The sequence below is a fragment of the Duganella sacchari genome (assembly GCF_900143065.1).
GTDB lineage: Bacteria > Pseudomonadota > Gammaproteobacteria > Burkholderiales > Burkholderiaceae_D > Rugamonas > Rugamonas sacchari.
Window position 1 is genome coordinate 505,817 of the sequence record NZ_FRCX01000003.1, and the last position, 15,311, is coordinate 521,127.

The 15,311-nt window shown below is 62.7% G+C and carries 14 protein-coding genes; 5 read left to right on the top strand and 9 right to left on the bottom strand.

Annotation, left to right across the window (positions count from 1 at the left end; all coding sequences use genetic code 11):
- The first annotated feature begins 174 nt into the window (after positions 1 to 174).
- The 3 genes from BUA36_RS08600 to BUA36_RS08610 are packed head-to-tail and all read left to right on the top strand — an operon-like array spanning position 175 to position 4,468.
- Positions 175 to 2,325 (top strand): peptidase domain-containing ABC transporter, encoded by a 2,151-nt coding sequence (locus tag BUA36_RS08600; protein WP_072783470.1) that lies wholly within the window; start codon positions 175 to 177, stop codon positions 2,323 to 2,325.
- Positions 2,298 to 3,665, top strand: coding sequence for an HlyD family type I secretion periplasmic adaptor subunit (locus tag BUA36_RS08605; protein WP_072783472.1), 1,368 nt, complete (start codon positions 2,298 to 2,300; stop codon positions 3,663 to 3,665). Before BUA36_RS08600 ends, BUA36_RS08605 begins: the two co-directional genes overlap by 28 nt.
- A gap of 17 nt (positions 3,666 to 3,682) precedes the next feature.
- A complete protein-coding gene (locus tag BUA36_RS08610; RefSeq protein ID WP_072783474.1) occupies positions 3,683 to 4,468 on the top strand; it encodes a glycosyltransferase family 2 protein in 786 nt (261 codons plus the stop codon).
- A 62-nt stretch (positions 4,469 to 4,530) separates the two neighbouring features.
- Here the strand turns inward: BUA36_RS08610 and BUA36_RS08615 are convergent, their stop codons facing one another.
- The 8 genes from BUA36_RS08615 to BUA36_RS08650 all read right to left on the bottom strand — a co-directional run bounded on the left by BUA36_RS08615 (position 4,531) and on the right by BUA36_RS08650 (position 13,522).
- The gene (locus BUA36_RS08615) at positions 4,531 to 5,421 is read right to left on the bottom strand and encodes an NAD-dependent epimerase/dehydratase family protein (protein WP_072783477.1); all 891 of its coding nucleotides are present in this window, start codon (positions 5,419 to 5,421) and stop codon (positions 4,531 to 4,533) included.
- Positions 5,418 to 5,984: a dTDP-4-dehydrorhamnose 3,5-epimerase gene (gene rfbC, locus BUA36_RS08620; protein ID WP_208861867.1), complete on the bottom strand. Its 567-nt coding sequence runs from the start codon at positions 5,982 to 5,984 to the stop codon at positions 5,418 to 5,420. The genes BUA36_RS08615 and rfbC overlap by 4 nt, the downstream gene beginning before the upstream one ends.
- Before the next feature lie 11 nt (positions 5,985 to 5,995).
- Positions 5,996 to 6,763 carry a hypothetical protein gene (locus BUA36_RS08625; protein ID WP_072783480.1) on the bottom strand — a complete coding sequence of 256 codons (768 nt, stop codon included), beginning with the start codon at positions 6,761 to 6,763 and terminating at the stop codon, positions 5,996 to 5,998.
- Complete coding sequence (locus tag BUA36_RS08630) at positions 6,763 to 7,371, bottom strand: hypothetical protein (protein WP_072783482.1); 609 nt, start codon at positions 7,369 to 7,371, stop codon at positions 6,763 to 6,765. Before BUA36_RS08630 ends, BUA36_RS08625 begins: the two co-directional genes overlap by 1 nt.
- A 7-nt stretch (positions 7,372 to 7,378) precedes the next feature.
- Positions 7,379 to 8,704, bottom strand: a complete 1,326-nt coding sequence (gene rfbH / locus BUA36_RS08635) for a lipopolysaccharide biosynthesis protein RfbH (RefSeq protein WP_072783484.1) — start codon at positions 8,702 to 8,704, stop codon at positions 7,379 to 7,381.
- 10 nt (positions 8,705 to 8,714) lie between these two features.
- Entirely contained in the window at positions 8,715 to 9,791 is a 1,077-nt protein-coding gene (gene rfbG, locus BUA36_RS08640; protein WP_072783681.1) for a CDP-glucose 4,6-dehydratase, read from the bottom strand.
- A complete protein-coding gene (gene rfbF / locus BUA36_RS08645) occupies positions 9,788 to 10,561 on the bottom strand; it encodes a glucose-1-phosphate cytidylyltransferase (protein WP_072783486.1) in 774 nt (257 codons plus the stop codon). Before rfbF ends, rfbG begins: the two co-directional genes overlap by 4 nt.
- 129 nt (positions 10,562 to 10,690) lie before the next feature.
- Positions 10,691 to 13,522 (bottom strand): O-linked N-acetylglucosamine transferase family protein, encoded by a 2,832-nt coding sequence (locus tag BUA36_RS08650; protein WP_072783488.1) that lies wholly within the window; start codon positions 13,520 to 13,522, stop codon positions 10,691 to 10,693.
- A 64-nt stretch (positions 13,523 to 13,586) separates the two neighbouring features.
- On the opposite strand from BUA36_RS08650, the gene BUA36_RS08655 reads away from it, so the two are divergent.
- The gene (locus tag BUA36_RS08655; RefSeq protein ID WP_072783490.1) at positions 13,587 to 14,057 is read left to right on the top strand and encodes a VOC family protein; all 471 of its coding nucleotides are present in this window, start codon (positions 13,587 to 13,589) and stop codon (positions 14,055 to 14,057) included.
- Position 14,058: 1 nt separating this feature from the next.
- Positions 14,059 to 14,478 (top strand): CBS domain-containing protein, encoded by a 420-nt coding sequence (locus BUA36_RS08660; RefSeq protein ID WP_072783492.1) that lies wholly within the window; start codon positions 14,059 to 14,061, stop codon positions 14,476 to 14,478.
- Positions 14,479 to 14,555: 77 nt separating this feature from the next.
- On the opposite strand, the gene BUA36_RS08665 is transcribed toward BUA36_RS08660, so the two are convergent.
- Entirely contained in the window at positions 14,556 to 15,209 is a 654-nt protein-coding gene (locus tag BUA36_RS08665; protein WP_072783495.1) for a hydrolase, read from the bottom strand.
- Positions 15,210 to 15,311 lie beyond the last annotated feature (102 nt).

Consider the following 15,311-nt stretch of genomic DNA (forward strand, 5'->3'; position numbering starts at 1 on the left):
CAGTAAGAACGGCAAGACCTGCGGGTCTTGCCGTTTTTTTTTGAGGGGCGGAACAGCGTGGTAAACCAGCTTGTGTTTCTACAACAGAAAAGGCGCCGATAACCGTTGCGCTGGGTTAGAATCGCAAGGCTGGCACAATAGTGCGCTAATGCAAGCTTTTACCTGTACAGGCCTATGCAAGATAAATTTCCCCATACCGCGATTCAGTGTCTGACTGCCATCGCGCAGCATCACGGTCTGCAAATCAACCCCGAACGCATCATCGATGAAAACGCGTTGCGCGCGGAAGAGCCGACCACCGGGGCACTGTTGCGGATTGCATCGGATATAGGCTTGAAAGCCAAGGCGGACAAGCTGAACTGGACACGCCTGATGGCGCAAGGCGGGGTGTTCCCGCTGATGGCGCGCCTCGTCGACGGCAATATGATTATCGTGGTCGGCGTCAAGCCGGGCGAGAACGGCGCGGAAGACCAGGCGGCAGTCCTGAATCCGGCCGCCGCCAATGCGCAGGTGATGATGGTGCCGCGCAGCGAGTTTGAAAAGCGCTGGCAGGGCGAGATCTTCTTCGTCAAACGCCAGCACAAGCTGACCGATCCCAACCAGCCGTTTGGCCTGCGCTGGTTTATCCCGGAAATCCTGAAACAGAAAGCCGCGTTCCGCGACATCTTCATCGCCGCGATTGCGATGCAGCTGCTGGCGCTGGCCTCGCCGATCTTCTTCCAGCTGGTGATCGACAAGGTGCTCACGCACCAGAGCGTGACCACCCTGCAGGTACTCGGTGTCGGCATCGTGATGGCGCTGGTGTTCGACTCCACGTTCGGCTTCCTGCGCCAGACGCTGACGCTGGCCGCGTCCAACAAGATCGACATGCGCCTGACGCGCCGCGTGTTCAGCCATCTGCTGTCGCTGCCGATCGACTTCTTTGAAACCACCAGTGCCGGTGTGGTCACGCGCCACATGCAGCAGCTGGAAAAAATCCGCAGCTTCCTGACCGGCCGCCTGTTCATGACCGGCCTGGATCTGATTGCGCTGGTGGTGTTCGTGCCTATCCTGTTCAGCTACTCGTTCAAGCTGACGCTGATCGTGCTGCTGTTTGCCGCCATGATCGGCGGCATCGTGATGGCCATGGTACCGACCTTCCAGCGCCGCCTGAACCAGCTGTATTCGGCCGAAGGCCAGCGCCAGGGCATGCTGGTGGAAACCATCCACGGCATGCGTACCGTGAAAGCGCTGGCGATCGAGCCATCGCAGCGCCGCGTGTGGGACCAGCGTTCGGCGGAAGCCATCACCATGCACTTCCGCGTCGGCCAGATTTCGATTGCCGGTAACTCGGTCACCGACTTCCTCGGCAAGCTGCTGCCGGTGACCATCATCATTGCCGGCGCCGCCGACGTGTTCAGCGGCTCGCTGACGGTGGGCGCGCTGATCGGCTTCCAGATGCTGTCCGGCCGCGTGACGCAGCCGCTGATTTCGATTGTGGGCCTGGTCAACGAATACCAGGAAACCGCGCTGTCGGTGAAGATGCTGGGCGAGGTGATGAACCGCGCGCCGGAAGGCCGTCCAGGCGCCAATGGCCTGCGTCCGATCCTGCAAGGCGAGATCAAGTTCGACAACGTGGTGTTCCGCTATCCGGGTTCGCAGAACATGGCACTGAACAAAGCTTCCTTCACGATTGAAGAAGGCACGGTGGTGGGCATCGTTGGCCGTTCCGGTTCCGGCAAGACCACGCTGACCAAACTGATTCAGGGCCTGTATCCGCTGCAGGAAGGCCTGGTGCGCTTTGACGGCATCGATGCGCGCGAGATTGAACTGTCGCACCTGCGCCGCCAGATCGGCGTGGTCCTGCAGGAGAACTTCCTGTTCCGCGGCACCGTGCGCGAAAACCTGGCCGTGACCAAGCCGGATGCCACGTTTGAAGAACTGGTGGCCGCGGCGCAGGCGGCTGGCGCCGACGAATTCATTGAACGCCTGCCGCAGGGCTATGACACGGTGCTCGAAGAGAATGCCACCAATCTGTCCGGCGGCCAGAAACAGCGCCTGTCGATTGCGCGCACGCTGGTGTCGCGTCCGCGCATCCTGATTCTGGATGAAGCGGCATCGGCGCTCGATCCGGAATCGGAAGCCATCTTCATTAACAACCTGTCCAAGATTGCCGTCGGCCGCACTGTGGTGATGATTTCGCACCGCCTGTCGACGCTGGTGAACTCCGACAAGATCATGGTCATGCAACAAGGCTCGCTGGTTGATTCCGGCCGCCACGAAGAACTGCTCACCCGTAGCGATACTTACCAGCACTTATGGAACCAGCAAACAAGTCACCTTTAAACTTCAAGCGCGGCAAGAAGGACGAGACCGAGATCGAGTTCCTGCCGGACGCCGACGCCATCGAGCGCGGCCCGCTGCCGAAGTCCGTGCGCATCACGCTGCACGTGCTGCTGTTCGCGTTTGTGTCCTTCATCATCTGGGCCTGCGTGTCGCCGGTGGAGAAGATCGTGGTCGCCCACGGCAAGCTGGTGAACCCGCTGCCGAATATCGTGGTGCAGCCGCTGGATACGTCCATCATCCAGAGCATCGATGTGCGCGTGGGCCAGGTGATCAAAAAAGGCCAGGTGCTGGCGACGCTGGACCCGACTTTTACCGCCGCCGACGAGACGCAGCTGCGCGTGCGCCTGGAATCGCTGGATACGCAGGCGCAGAGCCTGCGTTCCGAGCTGTCCGGCAGGCCCGGCGCCACCACCAGTGCCGGCAGCAGCGACGATGCAGTGCTGCAGGCGCAGTTGTCGAGCGAACGCAAAGGCAACTACGAAGCGCAGAAAACCAAGATGGACCAGAACATCGCGCGCCTGCGCGCCGGTCTGGAAACCAACAAGCATGACCAGAGCATCCTGGCCCAGCGCGTGAAATCGCTGCGCGAAGTGGAAGCCATGCAGGAGCAACTGATGGCCGAGCAGTTCGGCGCCAAGATGCACTTGCTGGAAGCGCGCGACCGCCGTCTGGAAGTCGAACGCGACATGGATTTGCAGCGCAATAAATCGATCGAGATGGGGCGCGAGCTGGCGTCGGCGGAATCGGAGCGCGCGGCGTTTGAAAAGAGCTGGCGTCAGAAGTCGATGGAAGACCTACTGAGCGCAAGCCGTGAACGCGACAGCATCAACGAACAGCTGGCCAAGGCCGACAAGCGTCACAAGATGGTGCAGATGGTGGCGCCGGCCGATGGCGTGGTGCTGGAGATCGGCAAGCTGTCGGTGGGCTCCATCGTGCGCGAAGCCGAACCGCTGTTCACCATCGTGCCACTGGGCGCCGAGCTGGAAGCCGAAGTGCAGATCGATTCGATGGATGTCGGCTTTATCAAGCAGGGCGCCGCAGTGCATTTGAAAGTGGATGCGTTCAACTTCCAGGAACACGGCATGTTGGAAGGTAAGGTACGCTTCATCAGCCAGGACTCGTTCAAGCGCGATACGGCCGACAAGACTGGCGGCGGACTGGATCAGTATTACCTGAGCCGCATTCCTTACACCGGCAAGCTGCGCAAGCTGACCCCCGGTGCGCGCCTGATGCCCGGCATGACGGTGACGGCGGAAGTGGTGGTGGGCCATCGCACGGTGATGTCTTACCTGCTGTTCCCGCTGACACGCGCACTCGACGAATCGATACGCGAACCATAATTTGCAGGAGCTGCCCCGTGTTCACCATCATCATTCCTACCCACGACCGTCCGCTGCTGCTGAAACGCACGCTGGAATCGCTGATTGCGCAGACCTGCCAGGACTTCAAGATTGTGGTGGTGTCGGACACGCCGGGCTATCTGCCGCCGTACCAGGAGTTGTCGCAGCTGGACAAACGCTTTGACTACGTGCTGCGCTCGACCGGCGTGCCGGGACCGGCCGCCAGCCGTAATCTGGGCTTGGCGATTGCGGATGCCGAATACATCCTGTTCCTCGATGACGATGACACCTATCGTCCGGATCATCTGGAAAAGCTGAAGGCGCGTCTGCTCAAGGACAAGCCGGAGCTGTTGTTCCATGACTTCCAGATCCAGAACGAAGACCGCACGGTGTATCCGCCCACGCTGCTGCCAGGTGGGCAGAAGGTGTCGATTGCGGATGTGACGTCTGACAGCGTGTATGTGCGCAACCGCATTCCGAACAGCTGCGTGGCGTACCGCCGCGATGTGCTGCAGGGCGTGCGCAATGAAACCGATCTGATTATTTACGAGGATTGGGATTTCCTGCTGGCCGCCATGCATGGCCGCAAGCTGGTGCACTTCGCCACCGATGGCGTGGTAATCCACAAGAGCGCCGCGACGGCGCCGGAGAATATGCGCCGCGGGAATTCGCGCGATGACAAGATTGTGGAAGTGATGCTGCAGCTGTACCGCAAGCATCCGGCGCCGAACATGGAAACCCGCAAGACGCGCCAGGCGCTGATGGCCAGTGCCGGTGTGGTACTCGATATCGCGAACTTTTAACCCGCACAGCCAACCAGTCGGGGTCTGACCCGTCCGGGGTCAGACCCCTGCGCCTGCGGGGGTTATGCGGTGTGGAACAGCGCCAGGCCCTGGGCCAGATCCACTTTCGGCTGCCAGCCTGGCACGGTGCGGTAGCTTTGCCACGGCACCATCACTTCGCGCTCGCGGTACGGACGGCCGCCCCATTCGATATTCAACGGTTTGCCGCTGACCTGTGCATATAGCGCGGCGATGTCTTTGAGCGGCAGGGGCTTGCCGCTGGAGACGCCATAGTCTTCCATCGGATTCGCCTGCGCATCCATTTGCTGATACGCCAGCATGAACGCATCCAGCACATCATCAATGTAGACCAGGTCCACCAGCTGCTCGCCCGGCGACATGCCCAGCGACGTGCCTTCGTTGGCCACGCGCTTGAGCAGGTTCAGCACCTTGGGCCGCGTATCGCCAGCGCCGTAGGTGTCGAACAGCTTGAGCGTGACCACGCGCAGGCCGGACACTTCGACGTAATAGCGCAGCAGCGCATTGAAGGCTTGCTTGGTGGCGGCGTATAAACAGACCGGATTGTAGGCAGCATCCTCGTAGTGTTCCCAGGACGTGCCAGTGTTGACCAGCTTGCGCACGCCGCACACCGACATGGCTTCCACCAGCTGCGTGGAGAACAGCAGGTTGGCGTTGATCAGGCGTTCGATGTCTTCCGGCTTGTGCGCGGCCAGGAACAGCGAGGCCAGATGGAACACGGCTTCCGGCGCCGCAGCGCGCATGATCTCGATGAGCTGCAGCGTGCCGCCGTCGTGACGGTGCAGATGCAACTGCGGGCTGGCAGGCAAGCCTGCGTCAGAAGAGCTTTCGCGCAGCAGGACGTGGACTTCCCAGCCGTCAGCCAGCAGGCGACGGGTCAGCGCAGCGCCGATGAAGCCCGATGCGCCGGTGACGAGGGCGCGGCGCGCGCTCATGCGGCCGCTCCTGCGTTGGCGGCGTAGACGAATGGCGAATCAAACGCCGCCAGCGCCGGGAAGGTGCCATCGCGCGGCGACATGACCGGATCCTGCACCGGCCAGGCAATGCCGGCCGAATTCCACAGCACGCCGCCGTCGTTATTCGGCGCGTAGGTGGTGGTGACTTTGTAGACCATCAGCGACTGGTCGCTCAGCGAACAGAATCCGTGCGCCAGGCCGGCAGGCAGATACAGCATATGGCCGTTCTCCGCGCTTAGCTCCAGCGTGATGTGCTGGCCGTACATCGGCGAACCTTTGCGCAGGTCGAGCGCCACGTCCATCACCGCGCCGTGGGTGCAGTAGACCAGCTTGGCGTGGTCGTGCGGCGGCGTCTGGAAGTGCAGGCCACGGATCACATTGCGCTGCGAGGTCGAATAGTATTCTTCCCTGAAATCCGTCGCCAGACCGTGCTCGCGGAAGATGTCTTCGTGGAAGACCTTGACGAAGCTGCCACGGTCGTCGCGGCGGATGTCGGTGATGATCTGGTAGCAGCCAGGAATGGCGGTAGCAACAATCTTCATGATGGCCTTACTTACAGATTGGGATAATTTTCGCCGAGCAGAACCAGCGGACGCTGGATCACTTTGTCCTGGCCCCATTCCGCAATGCGCTTGGACAGCAGGAAGGCCTGCAGGCGCTCGCAGCAGAACGCGATGCTGCGGTCGGCATAGCCTTCGCGGTACACATAGTGATGGCGGAAGTAGCGCGAGGCCACCAGCTCCAGGTCGTGGATGATCTCGACAAACCATTGCACCGGAATGAAGGCCACGGTCGGCGCCGGAATGAAGGCTTTGCCGCTCAGGAAGTTGGCCGCTTCCAGATTGGTGATGACGCCGCAATCGATGGCGTCGCCAAAGAACATCAGGATGTCACGGCCCGTGACGCAGGCTTCGTATTGCTGTAGCACGGTGCCGGCCCAGCCGACCGAAATCGGCACGATGGGTGTCTTGCCGTCGCCGTAAAAATGCTCGGGCTTGACCTTGGCCAGCATGTCCGGGTGGGCGTGGTAGTTGAACTGGTGCAGAATGCCGATCGGATCGGTCAGCGCAAAGCGGCGGTAGTGGCAGAAGCCGACAAAGCCTTCGGCCTTTTCCGCGATCAGGCGGCGGCGGATTTCAAACAGCGCCAGGTATTCGCCCAGATAGCGGTTGCGCAGTGCTTCTTCCGGCGACAGCAGCTGGCTCATGGCCAGGCCTTTTTCCGGCACGTAGTCGCCGGAGCCGACCATGGTCATGAAGTCCGGCATCTTCCAGTTGAAAGGCGCGTGGGCGATGCAGTAAAAGGGCGGAGTCGGATTCATTACGCGGGGACGGCTTTGATCAGGTAGTGAGACGGCAGGGCGGCTTCGATGAGCGCTTCCGCCACGCTGCCGTCGCGCGCGGCTTGCGCGCGCAACGTGGCTTCGACGTCGGCCGGCAGCGGCGCCGGGTTCAGGAGGATGCCGCTGACGACACGGAAGTTGGCGCCAGTGAACAGCTCCAGGATGTCGGCGATGCCCCAAGCATGGCGCGCTGGCGTGGACGAGCCTTCCCAGTGGTCGCGGTTGGCAATGCGGGCAATGATGGCGGCGTCCACCGGCATCACCTTGCGCACCTGCTGCAACACGCGCTGCGGCTGCTGGTACTGCTCCAGTGTGGTATCGAAATACCAGCCGTCGGCCCATTCCAGCTGCTTGTAGAAGGCGGCGCTGACGGTATCCAGATCGGCCATATACACACGGTCGGCATAGTCGCGCGCATGTTTTGCGCGTTCCGCATCGGCATCCACCACCATCAGCGAGGTGGCGGGATACAGCTTGCGGTAAGCGCGTGCCAGTTCGCCGTCGTTGCCGCCTGCCTGCACCAGCAGGCGGGCGTTTTGCTGCAGGATGTCACGGAACGGTGTGATGTATGCAGCGGGGGCGCTCATGGCAGGCTTAGAAATTGACACCGAAGAAGGCTTCCAGCTTGTCGACCACGAAGTCCAGCATTTCACGGCTCAGGCCTGGGTAGACGCCGACCCAGAAGGTGTCGTTCATGACGCGGTCGGTGTTGGTCAGCTCGCCCGAGATGCGGAAGTTACGGCCTTGCATATACGGCTGGCGCACCAGGTTGCCGGCGAACAGCAGCCGGGTGCCGATCTTGTGCTGGTCCAGATAGGTCAGCAGGTCGACGCGCGCGACGTTGGCTTCCGGCTTCAGCGTCATCGGGAAACCGAACCACGACGGATCGGAGTTCTCGGTGGCTTCCGGCAGGATCAGGAATTCCTCGCACGACTTCAGGCGGTCTTTGAGGTAGGCGAAATTGTCCTTGCGCGCCTGCACGAAGCCAGGCGCACGGTCGATCTGCGCCAGGCCGCAAGCGGCTTGCATGTCGGTGATCTTGAGGTTGTAGCCCAGGTGGCTGTAGGTGTACTTGTGATCGTAGCCGGCTGGCAGCGTACCGAAGCACTGGCAGAAGCGCTTGCCGCAGGTGTTATCCTTGCCTGGTGGGCAGTAGCAGTCACGGCCCCAGTCGCGGAACGATTCGGCGATCATTTTCAGTTCCGGATTGTTGGTGAATACCGCGCCGCCTTCGCCCATGGTGATGTGGTGCGCAGGGTAGAAGGACATGGTGCCGATGTCGCCAAAGGTGCCGACCATCTTGCCGTTGTAGGTCGAACCCAGCGCGTCGCAGCAGTCTTCGATGAGCCACAGGTTGTACTTCTTGCAGATCGCGGTGATGACGTCCAGGTTGTACGGATTGCCCAGCGTGTGGGCCAGCATGATGGCCTTGGTCTTCGGCGAGATCGCCGCTTCCAGCTTGGTCACATCGATGTTGTAGGTGCCCAGTTCGACGTCCACAAACACGGGAATCGCGCCGAACTGGATGATCGGGTTGACGGTGGTCGGGAAGCCGGCAGCGACGCCGATCACTTCATCGCCCTGCTGGATCGCGCGCGGACCCAGTTTCGGCGAGGTCAGTGCGCTGAACGCGACCAGGTTGGCCGAGGAACCGGAGTTCACGGTGATCAGGAAATCCACGCCGATCAGCTTGGCCAGCTTGGCTTCGAACTGGTCGTTGAAGCGGCCGGTGGTCAGCCACGCATCCAGCGAGGCTTCGACCATCAGTTCCATTTCCGGTGCGCCCACCACTTTGCCGGCCGGCGGGATGACGGTCACGCCCGGCTCGAATGGTTTTGGTACGCTGGCCAGCGCGCCGTATTCGGCCACCAGCTTGTTGATCTGCGCGCGGAGTTGTTCCTTGGTTTGTGCTTCACTCATGATTGCTGCCTTAGATGGGTGCGGTGTTTTGATAGGTGTCGATTTGTGCCAGCGTCAGTGCGCGCATGTCGGCGCCCGACACGTGGGCCTGATGCCAGGCGACGATCATGTCGATCGTGTGTCCCAGGTGCCAGCGCGGCTGCCATTGCAGGCGGCTGCGGGCCTTGGAGCAGTCCAGTTTGAGATAGTGTGCCTCATGCGGCTGTGGCGCGGCGTCCAGTTCCCACGCGGCGCCATCGCCCCAGCTCTGGCACAGGTGTTCGATGATCCATTCGACGGGACGGGCATCGATATCGTGCGGGCCAAAGTTGAAACCTTCGGCAAAGGCCGGGCCGTGCTGGTACAGATGCTCGGCCAGCGTGAGGTAGCCGGACAGCGGTTCCAGCACGTGCTGCCACGGACGGATGGCGTGCGGGCTGCGGATGCGCACCGGCGTGCCGGCCGCAATCGCGCGCACCATGTCGGGGATCAGGCGGTCTTCGGCCCAGTCGCCGCCGCCGATCACATTGCCGGCGCGGCCCGAGGCCAGCGCCACGCCATGCTCGGCGTATTTTTCCGGATTGAAGAAGGACGAGCGGTAGCCAGCCGTCACCAGTTCGGCGCAGGCCTTGCTGTTGCTGTACGGGTCGTAGCCGCCGAAGGCTTCGTTTTCACGGTAGCCCCAGGCCCATTCCTTGTTTTCGTAGCACTTGTCGCTGGTGACGTTGACTACCGCCTTGATACCGGGCGTGTTGCGCACCGCTTCAAAGAAGTTGACCAGACCCATGACATTGGTCGCGTAGGTTTCAACCGGGTTGGCATACGAGTAGCGCACCAGCGCCTGCGCTGCCATGTGGATGACGATTTCCGGCCGGGCGTCCTGCATTGCCTTCTGCAAGGCGGCGCCATCGCGGATGTCGCCGATGATGGACGTCATGCCGCTGCCGACCTTGGCTACGTCAAACAGGCTGGGCTTGCTTGGCGCTTGCAGCGCAAAGCCGGTTACGTGGGCGCCCAGCTGTTGCAGCCACAGGCTGAGCCAGCTGCCTTTGAATCCCGTATGGCCGGTCAGGAAAACCCGCTTTCCTTGCCAGAACGACGGCTTCATGGCCACTTCTTCCACGGCGCCTTGCCGCTGTCCCACAGGTCTTCCAGGTGGACTTTGTCGCGCAGCGTGTCCATCGGCTGCCAGAAGCCGTGGTGGAAGAAGGCGTCCATCTGGTTGTCCAGGGCCAGCGTTTCCATCGGTTCTTTTTCCCAGATGGTGGCGTCGCCTTCGATGTAGTCGATCACCTTCGGCGACAGCACGAAGTAGCCGCCGTTGATCCAGGCGCCGTCGCCGCGCGGTTTTTCCTTGAAGCTCACGATGCGCTGGCCGTCGATGTCGATGGCGCCAAAGCGGCCTGGCGGCAGCACGGCCGACATGGTGGCCAGCTTACCGTGGGCCTTGTGGAATGCAATCGACGCGGTGATGTCGATGTCGGCCACGCCGTCACCATAGGTGAAGCAGAAGGCTTCCTCGTTCTTCAGATGTTCGCGCACGCGCTTGAGGCGGCCGCCGGTCATGCTGTCGGCGCCGGTGTCGATGAGCGTGACGCGCCATGGTTCGGCGTGGCGCTCGTGCACTTCCATGCTGTTGGCTTGCAGGTCGAACGTGACGTCCGAGGTGTGCAGGAAGTAGTTGGCGAAAAATTCCTTGATGACGTAGCCGCGGTAGCCGCAGCAGATCACGAAGTCATTGATGCCATGCGCCGAATAGCTCTTCATGATGTGCCACAGGATCGGCTTGCCGCCGATCTCGACCATCGGTTTCGGCTTGACGGTGGTTTCTTCGCTGAGTCGTGTGCCCAGGCCGCCTGCCAAAATCACTGCTTTCATGCTGTCTCCGGAATGGTGATGAGTGTGTTCGCAGACTGCATTGTCAGCCATTGCCGTCGTATTTTAAACGAAAAGAACAATGGTTTTGGCCCCTCTGCCGGGTGGATCGCATTTTCTGCAGGAAATATTTTAGTGGGATGCCAGTAGCATCTGATAACCCTGGCGCAAGGCCTGCTGGATTGCCTCGTTGTGCTGCGGGTCGCCCTCCGCCAACGCGCGGTAGTGCTGCTGGACCAGTGCGCTGAGCACGTTCAAGCGGCTGGCCAGCAAGGCCTTGAATTTAACGCTGTCCGTGAGGAAGTGCTGGCGGGTGTGGGCCTCATACAACAGATACAGGCGCTCCAGTGCCGGCGCCAGCAATTCCTGCACGGCGCTGGCGCTATCGGCGGCGGCTGGCAGTGGCGGCTGGAAGGTCGATAGCGGCGCCGGCAGGTAGGCGCATTCGCGCCCGGCCAGCGCGGCCAGCGCGGTGGCAACGCCGGCCAGGTGACGATAACGGCGTCCCTGGTAGTGGCCGAAGGAAGCGCCCAGCTCGGTACGCCGCAGCAGCAGGCTGGCAGGTTGGCACAGCACGCCGCCAGCGCCGCTTTCACTGGTCAGCAGCACATTGGCCAGCGAGGCGCCGACTACCGCGGTTTCCGTTGGCAGCAGCGGCGCGCCGGGCAAGGGCGTGCCGTCCGCGCCGACCGGCTGGCGCCAGCACGCCACCAGACCGATGCCGGGATAGGTCTGGTAGAAGTGCATCATCCGGCTGAGTTTGTCGGCATGCAGCACGTCGCCTGGCGGGGCGACGGCGATGTAGTCGCCGAGGGCCAGCGTCAGGCAATGGTCCAGATTGTCTTCGGGATTGAGCGCTGGCGCCCGGTTGTAGCGCAGCTGCGGATGGGCTGCCAGCAGTTTGGCCAGCTTGCGGCGGCGGCTGTCGCCGGTGCCGCTGTCGCTGACGATGATTTCGCAGCGGCCGTAGTGCTGCTCCAGCGCGCTGCGCACGGTACGGTCCAGCTGCTCTGGGTTGTCCAGGTCGCCGGTGGGGATGAGGATGCTGACCAGCGGCAGACTGACGTCCGGCTGGCTGGCCGCCGCATCGCGCTGCAATGTGCCGCGCGCGACTTGCAGGTAGAGCTGTTCCAGGTGGCGCACCAGTGCTGGCGTATCGAACAGCGGCGTACGGTCGCGGTTCTTGGCCAGACGGCGGCGCAGGCGCGCGAGTTCCTGCGGCTTGCCGGCCAGGCGCACCGCCTTGTCTTCGTAGGCGCGGGCGCTGCGCGTGACCAGCTCCGGCAGGCCGATGGCGTGCAGCAGGCTGCCGCCGAGGCGGGCGGCGTAGCTGTGGCCGGCATGGGTCAGCACTGGCACGCCGGCCCACAGCGCATCGGCTGCCGCTTCGCCGCCGCTCAAGGGCAGGGTATCGAGGCACAGGTCGGCCAGTTGCAGGCGCGCGAGGTACGCGCTGTGCGGCGTGCGTGGCGCGAACACCAGCCGCTCGCTGGCGATGCCGTGGCGTAGTGCGGCCACGCGCAGGTTGTCGCGCACCGGTTCGGTATCGGTGCACAGCCACAACACGCTGTCCGGCACGCGCCGCAGAATGCGCATCCAGGCGGCGAACTGCGCTGGCGTCAGCTTGCGTGCGCTGTTAAAGCTGCAAAACACAAACGCCGCATCCGGCAGGCCGCAGCTGGCGCGCGTGGGCGCCGGGCCGACGGCGCGGCGGCGGTCGTGGATCTGCACGCAATCCGGCAAATAAAGCGGCTGCTCGGTCAACGACGGGGTCAGCGCGGGCGGGGCGACAAATGAGTCTGCCAGCAGGTAATCGACGGCGGGCATGGCGCTGGTGCCGGGATGGCCCAGCCAGGCGATCTGCACCGGGGCCGGGCGGTGCGCCAGGATGCCGGGACGGCCATCGGCGCCGAGGCCGTGCAGGTCGACCAGGATGTCGATTTCGTGCGCGCGGATGGTCTGGGCGGCTTGCAGGTCGCTCATCACCGTCAGGCGGATATGGTGATCCAGCTGCAGCGCGATGCGGGCGCGCAGGCCGCTGCGGTCTTCCTCGTTCCAGCTGAAGCCGTAGATCTCAAACTGCGCGCGCTGGTGCAGGCCGTACAGCTCGGCCGTCAGACGGGCGGCGGCGTGGTCGCTGAAATCGGCGGACAGATAGCCGATGCGCAGCTTGCGGTGCAGATAACCTTGCTCATCCGCCAACGGCGCGGGCGGCGCAGCGCGGTTGACGGGATGGCGGGTGGCGGTGGCCAGCTGCCCGGCCGGATCGTCGCTGATGCACAGCATGGAGGCGGCCGAGGCGCTATGGTCCAGGTCCGCCTCGGCCAGCCCCGGCAGCGGCGCGCAGATCGGCCAGGCGCATTGCTGCTGGCGCAGGCTGATCCACTGGGCGACAATTTCAGGCTGCTTGGGATCGAGCAGCAGGCTGCGCGCGCAGGCATCTTCGGCTTCCGGATAGTGCTTGCGCAGCGCCGCCACGCGCGCCACGCTGTTGAGCGCCTGGATCTGTTGCGGCCGGCTGGCGGGATGGTCGGGGTCGATCTGGGCCAGCGCGGCGCGCCAGGTGGCAAGGGCGGCCTCGTGCTGGCGCAGGCGCTCCTGCAGCGTGCCCAGCGTCATGCGGGCGTCGATGAAATCGGGTTTGATGGCCAGCGCGGCGCGCAGCGACTGCTCCGCTTCCTGCTGCTCGTCCGCCTGAATCTGCAGCACGCCCAGGTTGTACCAGGCGGCAAACAGCAGCGGCGATTCGGTACAGTGCAGCCACAGATGATACAGCTCGGCAGCGCGCTGGGTCTGGCCGGCGTGGCCCATGAGTCCGGCCAGTCCGATCAGCTGCATGATGGGCAGGGCGCCGCGCCTGGCCAGCACAAACGCCACCGTGGCCGCCTGCGAGAGTTCGTTGGCGGCGATGGCGCGGTTCAGTTCCTGCAGTTGCGATTCATCGCTGGGGCGGCTGGCAGTCATACTGGTATTGTCGGCTGAATCCGTCTAGGATTCAATCTTCGCATACCAAAGTGAGACAGTATTGATGAGCAGACCGTTTGAAATTCTGGGCTTGCAGCAGATTGCCGTCGGTGCGGCGTCCAAGGAACCGCTGCGCAAGCTGTGGGTGGACATGCTGGGGCTGGCGCCATCCGGCCATTTCGTCAGCGAAAAAGAGAACGTGGACGAGGACATCGTGCTGCTTGGCAGCGGGCCATTCCAGGTCGAGGTCGACCTGATGCAGCCGCTCGACCCGGCGCGTTCGCCGCGCGTGGACCAGCCGGCGCTGAACCATGTCGGCCTGTGGGTGGACAATCTGGCGCTGGCGGTGGAATGGCTGACGGCGCAAGGCGTACGGTTTGCACCGGGTGGCATCCGCAAGGGCGCGTCGGGCCACGACATCGCGTTTTTGCACCCCAAGGCCAATGAGGCATTTCCCATTGCCGGGGCCGGGGTACTGATCGAGCTGGTGCAAGCGCCGCCAGAGGTGATTGCCGCATACCGCCGGGGAGTGTGAGATGAAGATCAAAGACATCATGAGCCGCAACGTAGTCACGGTGGGGCTGGACGATACGCTGGGGCTGGTCAAGGAGATATTCGACCACAGCAAATTCCACCATCTGCTGGCGATGGAAGGTGGCGAGCTGCTGGGTGTGGTATCGGACCGCGACCTGTTCAAGGCGCTGAGCCCGAACATCGGCACCAACGTCGAGACCTATAAAGACGCGGCCACGCTCAACAAGCGCGTGCACCAGATCATGTCGCGCAAGCCGAAAATCCTGCGCGAGGACGCGACCATCGACATGGCCATTGATCTGTTCAATGAGCATGCCATCTCCTGCATTCCCATTTTGAGCCACGACGACCGCCTGGTCGGCATCCTCAGCTGGCGCGACATCCTGCGCAGCCTGCGCGGCCACTCCGACGAGGTGTCATAGCCAGTTCGGGGTCAGTGCCGACATTCAGACATTTCGTGAGCGAAATGTCCGAATGTCGGCACTGACCCCGAACTTGTTTAGTGGCCTTCGGCGGCGTTGAACATGGTTTTGGCGTAGATCAGGCCGAGGCCGTAGCCGCCGCCGTGGGCGATGGAGGTGGCGACGGTTTCGTCGTAGGTTTCGCCGCGCGCCCAGTCGCGTTGCAGTTCCAGCAGGTATTGCAGCGAGGTCATCGGACGGGCGCCAGCCTGGACCATGCGTTCGACGGCGCGCTGGTGGGCTTCGTCGGAGACGTCGCCGCTGGCGTCGGTGATCACATACACTTCAAAGCCCTGGTCCAGCGCTGACAGTGCCGGACCAACGATGCATACCGAAGTCCACAGGCCGGCCAGCACGATTTTGTCTTTGCCGATGGCGTTCACGCGCTCGGCGATGCGTGGGTCTTCCCAGGTGTTCATGGTGGTGCGGTCGATTGCCACTTCGTTCGGGAATACGTCTTTGATCTCGTTGAAGATCGGGCCGGAGAACGATTTTTCTGCCACGGTGGTCAGGATGGTCGGGACCTTGAATTCCTTGGCGGCCTTGGCGACCAGCGCCACGTTGTTGCGCAGCTGGACCGGATCGATCGACTTGGTGGCAAACGCCATTTGCGACTGGTGATCAATCATGATCAGTGCGTGGTTGCTTGGGCTCAGCAGAGTTTGACCTGGTTTTGCGATTGCGGTTGGCATGGTAGTGCTCCTTAGTTTCAATAATTTCGATTTGTATTTCGCGGTGCTCTGCGCTGTTGGAATGAAGTATGCGCGGCGAAAGACAAAACAAAAAGCGGAAAA